This is a genomic window from Vibrio sp. 1-Bac 57 (assembly GCF_037546855.1).
Lineage (GTDB): Bacteria > Pseudomonadota > Gammaproteobacteria > Enterobacterales > Psychromonadaceae > Psychromonas.
On the sequence record NZ_JALAAC010000003.1, the window covers coordinates 106,491 to 122,071 of the forward strand.

A 15,581-nucleotide genomic window follows, 5' to 3' on the forward strand; every position below is an offset into this window, starting at 1 on the left:
AGGTTTTATCAAACTAAAATTCTTAAAGCCTGCAGGGAATAATTAAAATGGCGTTATTAGAAGTTAAAAACCTTCGTATTGAATACCCGTCTCGTTTTGGTGTACATGCAGCGGTCAAATCGCTTTCATTTTCGATCAATCGTGGTGAAATAGTTGGCGTTGTAGGAGAGTCAGGTGCAGGTAAATCTACAGTTGGTAATGCGATCATAGATTTATTAAGCCCTCCCGGTGTCATTGCTGCTGGTGAAGTTTTTTTAGATGGTGAAAAAATATCAGGTTTAACACTTGAGCAGATGCGTAAGGTGCGCGGTAATAAAATTGGTTTTATTTTCCAAGATCCAATGACGTCGCTTAATCCTCTTTTCACCGTTGAGCAACAGTTACTAGAAACCATTCATGCCAATTTAAATGTGAGTCAAGGTGAAGCATTAAAACGTGCTATCAACTTAATGCAACAAGTGGGTATTCCAGAGCCTGAAGTTCGAATTAAACAATATCCGCATCAATTTTCTGGCGGTATGCGCCAACGTGTGGTTATTGCCATCGCATTATCAGGTGAACCCGATTTAATTATTGCCGATGAACCAACCACGGCACTTGATGTGTCTATTCAAGATCAAATACTGACATTGATTCGTAGTTTATGTATTGAAAAAAATGTTGGCTGTATGTTGGTAACCCACGATATGGGTGTAGTGTCTAACGTAACCGACAAAATAGCGGTAATGTATCGTGGTGATTTAGTTGAGTTTGGTGAAACGGCTAAAGTGCTAGGCGATCCGGATCATGAATATACGCGTAGCTTAATTTCAGCCGTACCACGTTCAGATAGAAAACTAGACCGATTTCCACTGGTAAGTTACATCGAAGAAGCACATGAACTGCAAGCTCTGGATATTAAAAACCATTGGTTAGGACAAAGTGAAGAACAGCGTGATTATGATGGCCCACTATTAAATGTTGAAAATGTCAGTTTACGTTTTGTCACTAAAGATTCATTTTTTGAGAGCAAACGCGAATACGTTCAAGCCAACAAAAACGTCAGCTTTAGTATTAATGAAGGTGAAACTTTTGGTTTAGTGGGTGAGTCCGGCTCAGGAAAATCAACGATTGCACGTGTTATTACCGGCTTATTTCCGCCTAACGAAGGCAAAATAACTTTTGAAGGTATTGACTTAACGGCGATTAAATCAGAACGTGAACGTCGCCCTTTCCGTCGTCAAATGCAAATGGTATTTCAAAACCCATACACGTCGATGAATCCGCGTATGAAGATTTACGATATTATTGCCGAGCCCATTCGTTTTCATAAACTAGCCGCTAATGAATCACAAATACAACAAATCGTATTCGATTTATTAGACCATGTGGGGCTAGGCAGAATGGCTGGGGTTAAGTACCCTCATGAATTTTCCGGTGGTCAACGTCAACGTATCTCTATTGCGCGTGCTTTAGCAACCAGACCACGTTTATTAATTTGTGACGAACCAACATCAGCACTTGATGTATCGGTACAGGCACAGATTCTAAATCTACTTAAAGATTTACAAGATGAGCTAAATCTAACCATGCTATTTATTAGCCATGATTTACCCGTTATACGCCAAGTATGCGACCGCATCGGTGTGATGCAACAAGGAAAATTATTAGAAGTAAACGAGAGTGAGCAATTATTTACCCATCCTCAACACCCTTATAGCCAGCATTTAATTTCATTGATGCCTGAGTTTAAAGGGTTGCGGAGTAGTATCTAAACAAAATTTCACCATTATAAAGTTAATAATTAAATGTTTTTTTCATAAAAGGAGTTGTAAATGAAGTTTTTAAAAACAAAATTAGCCATCGCATTACTTGCTACAGGGTTAAATTTTTCAGCCACTGCTGCTGATATCACCATTGCCTATGATTCGGACCCAGTAACACTTGATCCACATGAGCAACTTTCTGGTGGTGTGCTACAAATGTCACACATGTTATTTGATCCACTAGTGCGCTTTACTAAAGAATTTGATTTTGAGCCTCGTTTGGCTGAAAAATGGGAACGTGTAGATGATAACACCTTCCGCTTTACACTTCGTAAGGGTGTCAAATTCCATTCAGGTAATACAATGACGGCTGATGACGTTGTTTGGACATTTAATCGTTTAAAAACGTCTCAAGACTTTAAAAACGTATTTTCACCGTACGAGAAGCTAGTAAAAATAGATGATTACACGGTTGAGCTCGTTTCATTTGAACCGTACCCATTAGTACTACAAACGGCCACTTACCTTTTCCCAATGGACAGTAAGTTCTATTCAGGTGATATGGACGGTGTAGATAAATCAATTATCATTAAACATGGTGGTTCATTTGCATCAACACACGTTTCAGGTACGGGCCCATTTACTATTGAATCTCGTGAGCAAGGCGTAAAGGTAGTATTTGACCGTTTTGACAATTACTGGGATACAAACTCACCAGGTAATGTTGATAAGCTAACCTTGGTGCCAATTAAAGAGAATGCAACTCGTGTTGCTGCGCTACTTTCTGGAGATGTGGACTTAATTCACCCAGTTGCACCTAACGATCAAAAACGTGTTATCGATACTAAAAACATCGAGCTAACCACGGTTGCTGGTACCCGTATTATTACACTACAAATGAACCAAAGTTCAAATGAAGCGTTAAAAGATGCCCGTGTACGCCAAGCTATTGTGTATGCAATTAACAATGAAGCTATTGTGAAAAAAATCATGAAAGGTTTTGCAACAACAGCGGGACAACAAGGCCCTGCAGGTTATGCCGGTTATGATGCAAATTTAACGCCTCGTTATGACTTGAAAAAAGCAAAACAATTGATGAAAGAAGCGGGTTATGAGAAAGGCTTTAAATTATCAATGATTGCACCTAATAACCGTTACGTAAATGATGCACAGATTGCGCAAGCAGCTTCATCAATGCTAGCTAAGATTGGTATTACTGTAGATTTAAAAACTATGCCTAAAGCACAATACTGGCCTGAGTTTGATAAATGTGCCGCGGATATGCTGATGATTGGTTGGCATTCAGATACTGAAGATTCTGCAAACTTCTCTGAGTTCTTAACCATGACGCGTGATACGGAAACGGGTAGAGGCGCTTACAACTGTGGCCATTACTCAAACCCTAAAGTAGATAGCTTAGTAAACACTGCCAATGCAGAAACAGATCCTGCAAAACGTGCCGCAATGTTACAAGAAGTTGAACAAATTCTATATAACGATGCTGCATTTGTGCCGCTTCATTGGCAGAACCTTGCTTGGGGTGCAAAATCTACTCTAAATGTTTCACCTATTGTTAATGCATTAAACTTCCCGTACTTAGGCGATTTAGTTGTTAAATAAAGGTAGCATTCAGGCTGAGATAATTTAAAGCCTGCTTAATTACAGGCTCTTGTTGTATAAAAAGAGCCTATTTTAGTTTGCTACCTAATAGGTAAAATAAACAACTTTAATTTTTTAACACCACAATAAAACGACCCAACCTTTGGGTCGTTAATCATTTTATAGGAAACAACTGATGTTTACCTTTTTGGTCCAGCGACTTTTCCAAGCATTAATCGTAATGTTTGTGATCAGCCTAGTCGCATTTGCAATCCAAGATAACCTAGGCGATCCACTTCGAGAAATGGTAGGCCAATCCGTATCAGAAGCAGAACGACAAGTTTTACGCGATGAACTTGGCTTAAATGACTCTTATGTTACCAAGTACACTCGTTTTATTACTAGTGCAGTGCAAGGAGATTTAGGTAACTCTTATTTCTTTAAGCGACCTGCCGTAGACGTTATTTTAGATAAGTTACAAGCGACAATGGAATTAGTATTGGGCGCCACTCTCATTATTATAGTGGTCTCTATTCCCCTTGGTGTTTATTCCGCGATTCATCCTAAAAGCTTATGGACAAAAATAATCATGGCCTTCAGTAGTATCGGGATCTCAATACCGGTATTTTTAACCGCTATCATCTTAATGTACATTTTTGCCATTGAGCTGCAGTGGTTACCCTCCTATGGCCGCGGGGAAACTATCTCGGTACTCGGTTGGGAAACGGGCTATTTAACCAAAGATGGTTTATTACATTTAGTATTACCTTGTATCTCACTCGCCTCTATTATGCTGCCTTTGTTTATTCGTTTGGTACGTTCAGAGATGCTAGAAGCATTAAGCTCTGAATATGTAAAATTTGCGACGGCTAAAGGCTTAGCAATGAATAAAATTTATTATCAACATGCTCTTAAAAACACCATGCTGCCAGTACTTACCGTCGGCGGTGTTCAAATTGGGACCATGGTTGCTTATACCATTTTAACGGAAACTGTTTTCCAATGGCCTGGTACTGGCTTCTTATTTCTAGAAGCGATCAATCGTGTTGATACGCCACTTATTACCGCCTATGTGATCTTTGTAGGACTTATTTTTGTGGTCACTAATACTATCGTTGATTTGTTATACGGCGTAGTCAATCCAACCGTTAACATCACAGGTAAAGGAGCATAAAATGAATAGTGTTACTCAACAAAATACTGCTCCATCACGCTGGCAGCAACTAAAAGATTCTGACTTTATTTACCACTTTAAACGCGACAAAGTGGCGATGTTTAGTTTTGTTTTATTCTTAACCTTTTTTCTTGCTGCACTATTTGCACCAGTTATTTCGCCAACTAACCCCTATGACTTAATGTCCATCGACTTGATGGATTCTGAGCTACCACCTTCATGGTTAGAAGGCGGCGAATCTCGCTTTTTACTTGGGACGGATGACCAAGGCCGCGACATTTTATCCACCATATTATATGGTTCAAGGTTGTCATTAACGATTGGCTTTTTGGCCGTTGCAGTGCAATTAGTACTGGGCATAGTGATAGGTTTATCAGCAGGGTATTTTGGTGGTCGTATAGATAGCTTTTTAATGCGTTTTGCCGATGTTCAATTATCATTTTCAACGATGATGGTTGCGATCATTATCACGGCTATTTTTAAGGCAAGCTTTGGTGCTGAATTTTTTGCTGATTATGCGGTGGTGATGTTAGTAGTGATCATTGGGGTCGCAGAGTGGCCTCAATATGCACGTACTATTCGTGCTTCTGTATTAGCAGAAAAGAAAAAAGAGTATGTAGAAGCTGCGCAAGTGATGGGCTTTAGGTCAATGCGGATCATGTTCCGTCATATTCTACCTAACTGTTTATCGCCTATTTTAGTCATTTCAACGGTACAAGTTGCCAATGCAATTATGTCTGAAGCGGCTTTATCGTTTTTAGGCCTTGGCTTGCCAGTGGATCAACCTTCATTAGGTGCCCTGATCAGTATCGGCTTTAAATACATATTCTCTGGAGCATGGTGGATAACTATTTTCCCAGGCATTGTATTAATCAGCTTGGTATTAGTGATTAACTTATTAGGGGACTGGTTACGTGATGTATTTAATCCCAAAATATACAAAGGTTAATTGAACCGCTAGATTAACTTAGTGTGAAATTATATTAACTCAGCGTGAAACAGTACGCTGAGTTAATTATTTGCTTTAACAAACATGCCGACTCTCCTATCATCAAGCAACCACAAACTTCACTTGTTTATTAACGTCTTTTAAATTTATCCCTACTGCCATTAAATGTTTCACAATTAATTTCTTTAACACAACATCTTGCTGATCGCGTTGTAACTGTTCAATAGCTTGTATCGAGCCAAAGCCACAACTTATTTGTAAAGAAGCCGGAAATGCATCGTATTTCACGCTATGAGTTATCCATTGATAGTCTTGCACTGTATCCAATGCTATTTCACAAACTTCAGTTAATGCTACACGTAAATTATTATCTATTTTTTTATCTGTCTTTCTCATAGAGCCCCTCTTTTGGTATTTATAAACCTTCATTCTCTACAGAATACTAATAGGTAATGATTGACTAAGCCGGAATGATATTAGTTAGAACAATTTTGTATTATCGCTTTTGCTTAAGCTTGTTAATAATAGGTCCTGTTCACCAGTAAACGATATCAACAGTAAATGATAACAGCAGCACACGATAGCAACATTAAACAACAACTACTAATAGAAGGGCTTATGTTTAAAACAAAATTCATGATCACTCTCGTGTTCATAGCGATCATCCTAGCTATTTTAAGCCATGGTATTATGGCTGCGGCATTTTCATTATTAGCTTTTTCACTATTATTCTATTATGTGAGTACACAGAAAAGTGATAAACCGCCTCATGAATAGATGCGCAGTATTGCTTATTAATGAATAGGTTACTTTATTCTTTAACACAGTATTTCAATGTTAGTAATTTCAGAAGCCTTTCTTAGAGCAATACAATGAAGATCTCAAACCGATTCTAGACAGTGAAAAAACAATTTTTTAGCAGGATCAGCGGCACATCAAATAATAATTTTTAATAAAAAAGACAAGGTAACAGTGATATTCAAAAAGATAAAACTTGAGAGGTGGAGCTGATACTTGATAGCGATTGCGTTCAATCATTAGTATCAAAAATGCTAATAGAATAAAAAAACTGGTCAAATTTATTGTTATTAAAACGCCCTTACAATACCCCCTACTCCTTATAACCTTTGACCGAATGATAATATAGTTAAAAAAACAGCGCAGTGCTTGCTACGCTAAATTTACCCGTTGGCGGCCTCGTTTGAACCTTACGCTTGAACCTTAAATCATCTGCTTACAGCAATTAATATTATTTCACTTTGTTAGTGTTCGTTGACCCAAACATAAAGATAACGAGGATAGTTATAACTATCGTTAGACCTAAACTAGTTCAATATAAGCCAGTACAACTGTCGCAATGGTTATCCATAATAAAACACCCAGTAACATTGGTTTATAACCTGCATTTTTAATGGTGCGCACGGTAATGCCACAGCCAATTAAAAATAAACACAATACTAATAAACGCTTACTAACAAAAAATACATGTTGGTATAAAGCATCAAACTGCGGTATGAAATGCGCTATAGCGATAGCCACACAGTAGTAAATAATAAACATCGGCACGGTTATTTTCTTACTGTCACCCTTAAAAATAATCGCACTAATGAAAGCAATTGGAATGATCCATAAAGCCCGCGCTAATTTAACAGTGGTGGCTATTTGCAATGCTTCATCGCCATAGGCAGAAGCAGCACCCACAACTGATGATGTATCATGAATGGCAATCGCACTCCATAAACCGAAATTATATTGGCTCATACCCAAGGCGTGACCGATAAGAGGAAAAACAAACAGGGCAATACTATTTAAAATGAATACAGTGGCTAGGGCATGAGAGGTTTGTTCACTATTCGCTTGAATAGCAGGTGCGACTGCGGCAATGGCACTGCCTCCACAAATGGCGGTACCAGAAGAAACTAAGTGGCCAGTTTTCGCATCAATCTTAAATACCTTCGTTAGCAGCATACCAATCAATAATGTACTAAAAATAGAGCCTACAATTAAGCCAAGATTACCTGCGCTCGCTTGAACTGCTTGATCAACATTAATACCAAATCCTAGCCCTATTATAGAAAGTGCCAGCAATTTTTTGGTGAGCTTAGCAACATCAATTTGAGTCGGCACTAATCCTATTGTAGCGAGCGTAAACCCTAGGACCAATGCTATTGGAGAGGAGATAATAGGAAACAAACATAACACGCCTACTACAGCAAATATCATCATATTTTTATTACATTGTAATTTAGAGAAAATGAATGTCATAACTGCTCCTCGATTGATTAAAAAACATCATATACAAGGGTTAGCATTAAGCATATTCTAAACTATTTAATCATAGGTTAAATATAATTTAACACAGAAATTACTGATTACTAATTTATTGCCATATTACAAAATAAAGTGTTAATTATCTGTTAATAATTAAACACTAAAGCTTGTGTCATGAGCGACTGTTCAGCACAATAGATAAACAACATGATAAAGGATTACAATAAATATGATTTCTAAATGGGCAGTACGATTCATCCAAATGGCAGAGCTCGTTGCATCATGGAGTAAGGATCCCTCTACACAGGTAGGTGCCGTTATTACCGAACATAACCGCATTGTTTCATTGGGCTTTAATGGTTATCCGCAGGGGATTTCTGATAGTGCTGAAACCGATAATCGTGAAATTAAATTACTCAAAACCCTACATGCTGAAGAGAACGCAATTTTATACGCAAAACGGGACTTAAAAGGCTGTGAAATATGGGTCACTCATTTTCCTTGCCCAAATTGCGCAGCAAAAATAATCCAAACAGGTATCAAAGCAGTACATTGCCCTACACAAAGTGAAGATTTCCTATCACGCTGGGGAGATAAAATTAGACTCAGTGAAGAGATGTTTAATCAATCAGGTGTTAGCGTTGACTGGCTACCAGTTGACGCTCAATAAGCACCATTATTTAATTCCTACAATATTTTACGATAAAAATTACAAACCATCCTAACAACTAAGATGGTTTGTGAAATAAATCCGTAGCAAGGGGTGATATGCAAGCAAGTATTGATATTAGCTGGCCACAGCTCGGATTATTTGCATCATTACTATTAATCCCTCTTTTTATTAATGCCCATTTCAAATTAGGGATCAATAAAAGCACAATAATTTCATTGCTACGAATGCTTGTACAACTATTTTTGCTGGGGTTATACCTCGAATATATCTTTGCATTAGATAGTATCGCCTTAAATATCACTTGGGTGATATTAATGATTGCAATGGGTAGCTATAGCATAATCAGTAAAAGTGACTTATCAAGTCGGAAACTATTATTGGCGAATGCGTTAGCATTAAGTTGTGCTTTATTGCCCTTATTATTAGTCATGTCACTACTGGTCATTCAACCCTCGCCACGTTACAACGCACAATATATGATCCCTTTAGCTGGTATGCTTTTAGGCAATAGTTTAAGCGGTAACATTGTTGCATTACAGACTCTATTTGATGCCTTTAAACAACGTCAGGATGAATATGAAGCCGCCATTGCATTAGGTGCAAGTCCTTATCAAGCATCGTTTCCTTTTTTACAACAAGCAATGAAAAAAGCACAAGCTCCTATTTTAGCGTCGATGGCAACCACTGGTATTGTGACTTTGCCCGGAATGATGACAGGACAAATATTAGGAGGTGTTACGCCGATGGTAGCCATCAAGTATCAGTTACTTATCTTGATCGCTATTTTTGTGATGCTCAGTGTGTCGTTAAGCATCACATTATTACTGAGTTTGCGTTATAGCTTAGCCAACAACGGACTCATTAAAATAAAGCTTAATAGCTAACTATCTGATTAAAATATAAAAGAAATAAAAATAATGCTTTCTTTTTAGCTTTTTATTGGTTAGTATTCAATCCGCTCTGGAAAATCAGAGTTATTAATGTCATATAAAGTCCAAGTTATCCTCAGTTACATCGTTATCGTTGTCCTTAGAATTACCTTTAGCTTCTCAAATCATTCAATAATTCCGATCCCAGTTTTACGCAATGTTGCGTTACTAACTAATAGCCGCTTTAGATGTTTTATTAAAAGTATCATTTGATAAAAAAGATAAATTATCACGGCGAAAAAATTAAACTCCATAAGGAAATATATGGCTCGCTCAACAGGTAGAAAAAGATTTTGGTTCCAACAGAACAAAGATGAACAACAAATAATTGAACAAAAAGAAACAACAAAAGATAACTAGAAAATACTGTCGCACTTTTAACAAGAGCAGATTAGCCCCGCTCGGTTAACAAGCAGTCTGAATAGATAATATCAGCACTGAATAGATTTTTTAAAATTAGCAATTGAATAAGGTGCCTCTAACCTTATCGCTTTTCTCAGTAACACTTCTTAAGTTTCAATATATTAAAACTCGTGCCACCTCATGGTGCGAGATTAAATGTGCTGCTTCATCAGTAGCACTAATCAACCTATATTAATCCCCTAATAATCGAATCATTCTTAGTCGTTAAAAAGAATATTTCTGTGCTGCATTCAATCTTGATAGCGACCTAGCAACTACTAACTACTACTCAATCATCCCCTAATAATCAGATCATTATTAGTCGTTAAAAAGAATATTTCTGTACTGCATTCAATCCTGATAGCTACCTACCAACTACTATCTACTACTTAATCATTTCACAGCAGCACTCTTTTTCTATTGGCTAATACTGTGTATTTAATCAAACTGAATCAACTAATAGTTTTGCTAATGATGGTTGTATTTTTCACTTTTTTAAAAGCAAAAAAAAATGGCAAATCTTTTCAGATTTACCATTCTTTTTTTAGAATAATTAGCGCATTAAGGCGCTAATATATCACAGCTTAAAGAGCTACGATATTTTCTGCTTGCGGGCCTTTAGGACCTTGGCTTACAGTGAATTCTACTTTTTGGCCTTCAGCTAAAGTTTTGAAACCTTCGCTTGCAATTGCACTGAAGTGTGCGAATACGTCTGGACCAGATGCTTGCTCGATGAAACCAAAACCTTTAGACTCGTTGAACCACTTAACTGTACCTTGAACTTTAGACATAATAATATCCTGTAAAATTTAATAAAAATTGCCTTCAATAGGCTTGAATAGCGTAAAAATTAGACTGGAACTTAAAGACTTCAGACGAGGTATTATTAATAAAACAACGTAATGGAGAATGTAAACAATAGGCTTTATTTCTGCTGAGTTGAATAGTATAGATCTCCCTGAATAAGTCAACAATAGATTAGGATTAAAGATCAAATATTGTCCGTTTTTATGCTCACATTACCGTTATACATTTTCAGTAAAAAAATTAAGCAGGCTATAGCAGCAATAAATGCTACATAATGAATGACTCAAACGAAATTAAGGAATATTCGATGATAGATTTTAATAATAAAGGTTTTTTCAAGCTTAAGCAGGATGCTGATTTTGCAGATAAAGTAAAAGACTTATTACTAGATGATGAGCAAATAATTGACGCTTATAAGTCCATGCGTGACGGTGTGGTATTTACTGACAAAAGAATTATTGCCGTTAATGTTCAAGGTATTACAGGAAGTAAAAAAGATTTCACCTCACTGCCTTATAAAAATATCGTCGCTTATTCTATTGAAACATCAGGCACCTTTGACATTGACTCAGAGTTAGAAATCTATTTTTCGGCGATAGGCCAAGTTAGATTTGAATTTACAGGCCAGTCTTCAATGCTAGAAATATCAAAGATTATCTCTAAGCATTTATTATAAAAACGTTTTATATCCTAGTTTAACTTCTTACTGTTAAACGCTGAGCCTACATCACTACTAATAATGTTTTTGGATAGTTATGAGCAAATTTGTTGTTGTATCAAAATATTCATTTCCTTTGGATGCACATATCGCCAAAGCGAGTTTAGAGAGTGAGGGTATTCCAGCATATATAGCTGATGAGCATACTGTTAATATGCAGTGGCTCTATTCTGATGCTATAGGGGGTGTTCGGTTGTACGTAGCGGAGACATTTGAAACTGAAGCAAAAGCAATCTTAGCATTAAATTTCTCAGCAGATGTTGATTCAGCGTTCGAAACAACACCGGAACATTGCCCTCAATGTAACAGCATTCATTTAGCCAATTACACCAAAGGAAAAAAGCCTGCTTTTGTTTTATTCATATTATTAGGCTTTCCACTGTTTTTTTATCAACACGGTAGAAAATGCATGGATTGTGGTTGGTTTAAAGAAAGTGAATAGGCGTAGACAGGGCAATATAAAAAACCATTACATCACCTCATCTACATAAATATAATTAGATCAAATTCTTATTGCTTAGACTTTTTCTTATTTTTAAAATAAAGCACACCTTTCACCGCAACTACGGCAAATAATCCCCAAAAAACAACATGGTAAAGTAAGTGTAACGCACCTTCACCCAATGCATGATCGCTATGCGCAAACGCTTGTGTGCTTAATAACAAAGTAAAAATTAAAGTAAAAAATTTCATGGTTACTCCTTTCAAAATAGGTCCTTTCAAAATAATAATTAGATACTGCTTATTTAAGCATACCTTGTGTTTCAATAAACTCAATAATATCAGCTAACCCTTGCTGTGTTTTCATGTTACTGAAAATAAATGGTTTATCACCACGCATTTTCTTTGCATCTCTATCCATCACCTCTAATGATGCCCCGACTAAATCAGCAACATCAATTTTATTAATGATTAACAAGTCAGACTTAGTGATACCAGGACCGCCTTTACGCGGTATTTTATCACCTGCAGAAACGTCGATCACATATAAAGTTAAATCGGATAGTTCAGGACTAAACGTAGCGCTTAAGTTATCACCACCGCTTTCCACTAATACAAAATCTAAATCAGGGTGACGCTCATGTAATTCATCAATAGCAGCTAAGTTCATAGAAGCATCTTCACGAATCGCAGTATGCGGACAACCACCGGTTTCAACGCCCATAATACGGTCAGCCGATAGCGCATCGTTACGTGTTAAAAACTGTGCATCTTCATGAGTATAAATATCGTTAGTAACCACGGCCATTTCATATTTATCGCGTAACGCTAAACATAATTGACTTAATAATGCCGTTTTACCTGAGCCGACGGGGCCACCCACACCGATACGTAAAAGTTGTTTTTTTCTCATTATCTTTCTCTCATATTTCTAAAATAGTTTGTCTGTACTTAAAACGAATCTAATTTTTAAGATCTGAACAAGCGGGTGTATTGCGTTTCGTGCCAAGCACTAGCCATTGCTAATCGAGGTAGACTCGCCCCAATATCATCATCTTCAATTTGGTTTGCAACACTAATAGCCCCTGCCACTTTATCGCTTAAATCAAACAATAAATTTTGTGCTTGAGTTTGCCCTAATGGCACCAATTTAGTCGCAGCAGCCACTTGGTTATCTAAATATGTCCAACAATAACCACTTTGTGCAGAGATTAAATCTAATTCACAAAGATAAGCTGCAATCGTAAAAACACTCACAAAGCTACTATCTGGTTGCTTAAACAATTCACTGTAAGGTTCGCTATCAACAGCATCGAGTTGCTTTAATAAACGGATTAATGCTTTACCCATCGCAACATCAGCAAGGCGCAATTCGCTACTTTCACGACACGCAATTAGATGTTGGTTATGCAACTTAAAACTTTCAAAATCATTGTTTTCTAAGGCATGATAAAGTCGTTTCAATAATGCTAGATCAGTGCGTGCGATGGATTCATTGAGATTTAACTCAATCCAATCAAAGGTCGTTTTTTGGTTGTTGATCCATTCCATTTCCGTTGCATATTCCAACCCTTGCGAAAACGAAAAGCCACCAACCGGTAGATTAGCACTGCACAATTGCAGTAATCGATTAAGCTTAACCGGACTGGCCATATTAATGTTCATGGTGATGATCTGAATGGCTATGTGAATTGTTGTGTGAGTGACTATGCGAATGAGAATGACCACTTCGCTTACCATAAGCACCATTCTCAGGAGCAAAAACAGCAGGTGTTCTATCGATTGTTAAACCATAGTTTTCAGCAAGCTCTTCTAGCACATGGTCAGGTTTAAAACGTACCCATAACTCACCCACTTGTAATGTAGTATGACGGTTACCTAAGTGATAACAAACTTTGCTAAACGTTAACCAATCCTTGCCAAGCGCAGTTGAAACATCCTCAGCCTGCCCTTTCACTTCAATCAATAAACCACATTCTGTTTTTAATATTTCTCCCACCAATAGGGGATGGCCACGTTCAACAAAAATACCAATATCAGCACCTTTATCTGTCACGCCTTTGATACGTGATTTCTTGCGAGTGTCATGATCTAAGGTAATCGAATCATTAATCTGATCATGCGTATGATCCAACCTTTCAAATACTTGTAACATTGTTTTTTCCTAACTTAAAACAAACAATAGCGCTGTGCTAGTGGTAACTCCGTCGCCGGCTCACAGGTCAATAACTCGCCATTTGCTCGTACTTCATAGGTTTGTGAATCGACCTCTATATTCGGCATCCAATCATTATGGATCATGTCTTTTTTCCCCACATTACGGGTATTTTTACACACACCGATTAAGCGCGTCATTCCAGCAATTTCTGGTACGTTTTTATCGATTGCAGCCTGTGACAAGAAGGTCATTGACGTTTGCGCAGAGGCACTGCCAAATGAACCAAACATTGGACGATAATAAACTGGCTGTGGCGTTGGTATCGAGGCATTCGCGTCGCCCATCGGAGCTGCAGCAATAAAGCCAGACTTGATAATCATCGAAGGTTTAATACCAAAAAACGCTGGCTTCCATAATACTAAATCCGCCAGTTTACCTATTTCAATCGAGCCAACTTCATGGCTGATACCATGGCTAATGGCTGGATTAATAGTGTATTTAGCGATATAGCGCTTAGCACGAAAATTATCGTTTCGCTCTGTATCTGGTGCTAACGGACCACGTTGCTGTTTCATCTTATGGGCAGTTTGCCAAGTGCGAGTGATCATTTCACCTACGCGCCCCATTGCTTGAGAATCAGAAGAAATCATACTGATTGCACCTAAGTCATGCATGATGTCTTCCGCCGCAATACTTTCTTTACGAATACGTGAATCGGCAAAGGCAATATCTTCTGGAATCGACGGGTTTAGATGATGACAAACCATTAACATATCTAAATGTTCATCAATAGTATTAACCGTATAGGGACGTGTTGGATTAGTGGATGAAGGTAATACATTGGCTTCACCACAAGCGCGAATAATATCTGGCGAATGACCACCACCAGCACCTTCAGTATGGTAAGTATGTATAGTACGGCCTTTAAATGCGCCCAGTGTATCTTCTAAAAAGCCCGACTCATTTAAGGTGTCAGTATGGATAGCAACCTGCACATCATATCGCTCAGCAACAGAAAGACAGTTATCAATAGCTGCTGGGGTTGTGCCCCAATCTTCATGTAATTTTAAACCACAAACACCCGCTTCAATTTGTTCTTCTAACGCTTTAGGTAAACTGACGTTTCCTTTGCCTAAAAATCCAAAATTCATGGCGAAGTCATTGGTTGCTTGTAGCATTTTATGGATATTCCAAGGCCCCGGCGTACAGGTGGTTGCTTTAGTCCCTGTTGCTGGACCTGTACCGCCACCAATCATAGTAGTGACACCGGACATTTGTGCTTCTTCAATTTGCTGTGGACAAATAAAATGAATATGCGCGTCTATTCCACCAGCCGTTAAGATTTGACCTTCACCCGCAATCACTTCCGTTCCCGCCCCTATTTCGATATCAATATTGTCTTGAATATCAGGGTTACCGGCTTTACCGATAATAGCGATACGTCCGTCTTTAATACCCACATCGGCTTTTACAATGCCCCAGTGGTCTAGGATCAAAGCGTTGGTGATAACAAGGTCAACGGTTTCAGCACAAGATGCTTGGCTTTGTCCCATTCCATCTCGAATAACCTTACCGCCACCAAAAGTGACCTCTTCACCGTACTCGGTAAAATCTTTTTCTACTTCGATCCATAAGTTGGTATCTGCTAAACGAACACGGTCACCAACAGTTGGGCCAAACATATGTGCGTAAGAATGTTTATCAATACTAGCCAT

The 15,581-nt window shown here is 37.9% G+C and carries 17 protein-coding genes; 9 read left to right on the plus strand and 8 right to left on the minus strand.

Features of this window, described 5'->3' with window-relative positions; translation table 11 throughout:
* Positions 1-47 precede the first annotated feature (47 nt).
* The 4 genes from MT391_RS03015 to MT391_RS03030 all read left to right on the plus strand — a co-directional run bounded on the left by MT391_RS03015 (position 48) and on the right by MT391_RS03030 (position 5,467).
* On the plus strand, positions 48-1,754 hold the full coding sequence (locus MT391_RS03015) for a dipeptide ABC transporter ATP-binding protein (protein ID WP_166368170.1): 1,707 nt from the start codon (positions 48-50) through the stop codon (positions 1,752-1,754).
* Positions 1,755-1,814: 60 nt separating this feature from the next.
* A complete protein-coding gene (locus tag MT391_RS03020) occupies positions 1,815-3,365 on the plus strand; it encodes an ABC transporter substrate-binding protein (protein WP_499496878.1) in 1,551 nt (516 codons plus the stop codon).
* Positions 3,366-3,540: 175 nt separating this feature from the next.
* On the plus strand, positions 3,541-4,518 hold the full coding sequence (locus MT391_RS03025) for an ABC transporter permease (protein WP_499496879.1): 978 nt from the start codon (positions 3,541-3,543) through the stop codon (positions 4,516-4,518).
* 1 nt (position 4,519) lies between these two features.
* Positions 4,520-5,467: an ABC transporter permease gene (locus MT391_RS03030; protein WP_166368176.1), complete on the plus strand. Its 948-nt coding sequence runs from the start codon at positions 4,520-4,522 to the stop codon at positions 5,465-5,467.
* Positions 5,468-5,569: 102 nt separating this feature from the next.
* Here MT391_RS03030 and MT391_RS03035 read toward each other — a convergent pair whose 3' ends face one another.
* Complete coding sequence (locus MT391_RS03035) at positions 5,570-5,863, minus strand: Fis family transcriptional regulator (protein ID WP_499496880.1); 294 nt, start codon at positions 5,861-5,863, stop codon at positions 5,570-5,572.
* Between the two features lie 222 nt (positions 5,864-6,085).
* On the opposite strand from MT391_RS03035, the gene MT391_RS03040 reads away from it, so the two are divergent.
* A complete protein-coding gene (locus MT391_RS03040; RefSeq protein ID WP_166368180.1) occupies positions 6,086-6,244 on the plus strand; it encodes a hypothetical protein in 159 nt (52 codons plus the stop codon).
* Between the two features lie 543 nt (positions 6,245-6,787).
* On the opposite strand, the gene MT391_RS03045 is transcribed toward MT391_RS03040, so the two are convergent.
* Positions 6,788-7,732, minus strand: coding sequence for a YeiH family protein (locus MT391_RS03045; protein ID WP_499496881.1), 945 nt, complete (start codon positions 7,730-7,732; stop codon positions 6,788-6,790).
* A 235-nt stretch (positions 7,733-7,967) separates the two neighbouring features.
* Between MT391_RS03045 and MT391_RS03050 the strand changes: the two genes are divergently transcribed.
* Both MT391_RS03050 and MT391_RS03055 read left to right on the plus strand, forming a co-directional pair.
* Positions 7,968-8,408, plus strand: coding sequence for a dCMP deaminase family protein (locus MT391_RS03050; protein WP_166368184.1), 441 nt, complete (start codon positions 7,968-7,970; stop codon positions 8,406-8,408).
* 98 nt (positions 8,409-8,506) lie between these two features.
* Entirely contained in the window at positions 8,507-9,295 is a 789-nt protein-coding gene (locus tag MT391_RS03055) for an ABC transporter permease (RefSeq protein WP_166368186.1), read from the plus strand.
* A gap of 1,031 nt (positions 9,296-10,326) precedes the next feature.
* Here the strand turns inward: MT391_RS03055 and MT391_RS03060 are convergent.
* Positions 10,327-10,533: a cold-shock protein gene (locus MT391_RS03060; RefSeq protein ID WP_025566132.1), complete on the minus strand. Its 207-nt coding sequence runs from the start codon at positions 10,531-10,533 to the stop codon at positions 10,327-10,329.
* 323 nt (positions 10,534-10,856) lie between these two features.
* On the opposite strand from MT391_RS03060, the gene MT391_RS03065 reads away from it, so the two are divergent.
* Both MT391_RS03065 and MT391_RS03070 read left to right on the plus strand, forming a co-directional pair.
* The gene (locus MT391_RS03065; RefSeq protein WP_499496882.1) at positions 10,857-11,225 is read left to right on the plus strand and encodes a PH domain-containing protein; all 369 of its coding nucleotides are present in this window, start codon (positions 10,857-10,859) and stop codon (positions 11,223-11,225) included.
* Between the two features lie 79 nt (positions 11,226-11,304).
* On the plus strand, positions 11,305-11,709 hold the full coding sequence (locus MT391_RS03070) for a putative signal transducing protein (protein ID WP_499496883.1): 405 nt from the start codon (positions 11,305-11,307) through the stop codon (positions 11,707-11,709).
* A 68-nt stretch (positions 11,710-11,777) separates the two neighbouring features.
* On the opposite strand, the gene MT391_RS03075 is transcribed toward MT391_RS03070, so the two are convergent.
* The 5 genes from MT391_RS03075 to ureC are packed head-to-tail and all read right to left on the minus strand — an operon-like array spanning position 11,778 to position 15,581.
* Positions 11,778-11,960, minus strand: coding sequence for a hypothetical protein (locus tag MT391_RS03075; protein WP_166368192.1), 183 nt, complete (start codon positions 11,958-11,960; stop codon positions 11,778-11,780).
* A 49-nt stretch (positions 11,961-12,009) separates the two neighbouring features.
* The gene (ureG, locus tag MT391_RS03080) at positions 12,010-12,621 is read right to left on the minus strand and encodes an urease accessory protein UreG (protein ID WP_166368194.1); all 612 of its coding nucleotides are present in this window, start codon (positions 12,619-12,621) and stop codon (positions 12,010-12,012) included.
* A 56-nt stretch (positions 12,622-12,677) separates the two neighbouring features.
* Entirely contained in the window at positions 12,678-13,373 is a 696-nt protein-coding gene (locus tag MT391_RS03085; RefSeq protein ID WP_499496884.1) for an urease accessory protein UreF, read from the minus strand.
* Positions 13,363-13,863, minus strand: coding sequence for an urease accessory protein UreE (ureE, locus tag MT391_RS03090; RefSeq protein WP_499496885.1), 501 nt, complete (start codon positions 13,861-13,863; stop codon positions 13,363-13,365). Before ureE ends, MT391_RS03085 begins: the two co-directional genes overlap by 11 nt.
* 14 nt (positions 13,864-13,877) lie before the next feature.
* Positions 13,878-15,581 (minus strand): urease subunit alpha, encoded by a 1,704-nt coding sequence (gene ureC, locus MT391_RS03095; RefSeq protein WP_499439015.1) that lies wholly within the window; start codon positions 15,579-15,581, stop codon positions 13,878-13,880.

Bases quoted from the DNA above. Each gene is read 5' to 3' on its own strand.
- MT391_RS03045 (WP_499496881.1), bottom strand. From the start codon at position 7,732: ATGACATTCATTTTCTCTAAATTACAATGTAATAAAAATATGATGATA.
- MT391_RS03085 (WP_499496884.1), bottom strand. From the start codon at position 13,373: ATGAACATTAATATGGCCAGTCCGGTTAAGCTTAATCGATTACTGCAA.
- MT391_RS03015 (WP_166368170.1), top strand. From the start codon at position 48: ATGGCGTTATTAGAAGTTAAAAACCTTCGTATTGAATACCCGTCTCGT.
- MT391_RS03050 (WP_166368184.1), top strand. From the start codon at position 7,968: ATGATTTCTAAATGGGCAGTACGATTCATCCAAATGGCAGAGCTCGTT.
- MT391_RS03020 (WP_499496878.1), top strand. From the start codon at position 1,815: ATGAAGTTTTTAAAAACAAAATTAGCCATCGCATTACTTGCTACAGGG.
- MT391_RS03065 (WP_499496882.1), top strand. From the start codon at position 10,857: ATGATAGATTTTAATAATAAAGGTTTTTTCAAGCTTAAGCAGGATGCT.
- MT391_RS03035 (WP_499496880.1), bottom strand. From the start codon at position 5,863: ATGAGAAAGACAGATAAAAAAATAGATAATAATTTACGTGTAGCATTA.
- MT391_RS03030 (WP_166368176.1), top strand. From the start codon at position 4,520: ATGAATAGTGTTACTCAACAAAATACTGCTCCATCACGCTGGCAGCAA.
- MT391_RS03025 (WP_499496879.1), top strand. From the start codon at position 3,541: ATGTTTACCTTTTTGGTCCAGCGACTTTTCCAAGCATTAATCGTAATG.
- MT391_RS03070 (WP_499496883.1), top strand. From the start codon at position 11,305: ATGAGCAAATTTGTTGTTGTATCAAAATATTCATTTCCTTTGGATGCA.
- ureG (WP_166368194.1), bottom strand. From the start codon at position 12,621: ATGAGAAAAAAACAACTTTTACGTATCGGTGTGGGTGGCCCCGTCGGC.
- MT391_RS03055 (WP_166368186.1), top strand. From the start codon at position 8,507: ATGCAAGCAAGTATTGATATTAGCTGGCCACAGCTCGGATTATTTGCA.
- ureC (WP_499439015.1), bottom strand. From the start codon at position 15,581: ATGGCTAGTATTGATAAACATTCTTACGCACATATGTTTGGCCCAACT.
- ureE (WP_499496885.1), bottom strand. From the start codon at position 13,863: ATGTTACAAGTATTTGAAAGGTTGGATCATACGCATGATCAGATTAAT.
- MT391_RS03040 (WP_166368180.1), top strand. From the start codon at position 6,086: ATGTTTAAAACAAAATTCATGATCACTCTCGTGTTCATAGCGATCATC.
- MT391_RS03060 (WP_025566132.1), bottom strand. From the start codon at position 10,533: ATGTCTAAAGTTCAAGGTACAGTTAAGTGGTTCAACGAGTCTAAAGGT.
- MT391_RS03075 (WP_166368192.1), bottom strand. From the start codon at position 11,960: ATGAAATTTTTTACTTTAATTTTTACTTTGTTATTAAGCACACAAGCG.